This window comes from Xanthomonas sp. WHRI 1810A (assembly GCF_040202885.1).
Taxonomy (GTDB): domain Bacteria; phylum Pseudomonadota; class Gammaproteobacteria; order Pseudomonadales; family Pseudomonadaceae; genus Aquipseudomonas.
This window is the reverse complement of record NZ_JBEGED010000043.1, coordinates 1-1,179: the sequence shown is the minus strand read 5'-3', so window position 1 is coordinate 1,179 and position 1,179 is coordinate 1. Positions and strand designations below refer to the sequence as shown.

General features: G+C 53.1%; 1 protein-coding gene. It reads left to right on the top strand.

The window, feature by feature from the left end:
• Positions 1-204: 204 nt before the first annotated feature.
• Complete coding sequence (locus ABQX22_RS26625; protein ID WP_349802848.1) at positions 205-1,146, top strand: transposase; 942 nt, start codon at positions 205-207, stop codon at positions 1,144-1,146.
• The last annotated feature ends 33 nt before the right edge of the window (positions 1,147-1,179 follow it).

Sequence of the window (1,179 nt, the reverse complement as noted above, 5' to 3'; positions counted from 1 at the left end):
GGTAGAACCCGAAGGGGTGGGTGGGACTTCAAGTCAGCATCTGACTGTTTGCAGCAGTACAGACCGTGGGAGAAATCGTCCCCACCCCTTCCACCAAAGCGCCGATAAAGAATGCTTCGTTTTCCTCAGCGACGATAGAAACAAGCCTGCGCCTCTTGGTGAAACCCCTTCGAGTTAGAAAACCTTACAGCGGGAGAATGAGTCATGGCAATGGAAGTGAGCCAGTTTGTTATCGGTATCGATGTTGCCAAGGCCGAACTGGTCATCTATTTCCAGGACGATGGTACTCAAGCTGTTCTGAGCAATACCAAGCCAGAAATAAAGAAGTGGCTTAAGCAACAACCTGCCAATACGGCTCTGTGCGTCGAGGCGACCAACATTTTTCATTTGGACGTGGTGGAGATGGCCTATGAGAAAGGTTTCAAGGTGTATGTGGTCGATGGATATCAACTGAGCAACTACCGCAAAGGCGTTGGCGGTCGCGTCAAGACCGATGCCAGTGATGCTGCCTTACTTGCGCGTTACTTAGAACGCGAAGGCAAAGAATTGCGCTCCTGGACGCCCCCTCCAGCGGTGTATGGCAAGCTCCAGAGCCTGTTGCGTCGCAGGGCTGCTCTAATCGCAGCACGAACTGCGCTGACGCAGAGCTGGGGTAACGAAACACTGTTGAAAGCCGCTTTCAAGACTTTCGCCAAGCAAATGGAAAGGCTGGATCTGCTGGTGCAAAAGAAGCTCAAGGACTTACTGCGCGATGCGGGTCTGCTTGAGCAGGTAGCTCGTTGTCAGGCTATCGAGGGTATCGGTTTCCTGACGGCTACTGCCTTGGTGATGGCGTTTACTCGAGGCGAGTTCAAGAACAGCGATGCGTATGTCGCCTTTCTTGGCATGGACCTGCGAGTTTCTGACTCCGGACAGAAAACAGGGCGTCGCCGCCTGACGAAGCGCGGCTGCTCGGAAGTTCGTCGGTTGCTACACAACGCGGCCATGTCAGCCAGTCGTTCACTGGCCTGGAAAGAGACTTATGAGCACTATCTGGACAAAGGCAAAGCGACCACTGAAGCGCTGGTAATCCTGTCCCGCAAACTGGCCCGCGTTGCATTCTCCCTGATGAAAAATCAGGAAGAGTACGTTACGAAACGGGCATAAAAGAAGTTGTTCCCAACCATAGAATCTCCCACG

Coding starts and splice junctions, on each gene's coding strand:
- ABQX22_RS26625 (WP_349802848.1), top strand. CDS start 205: ATGGCAATGGAAGTGAGCCAGTTTGTTATCGGTATCGATGTTGCCAAG.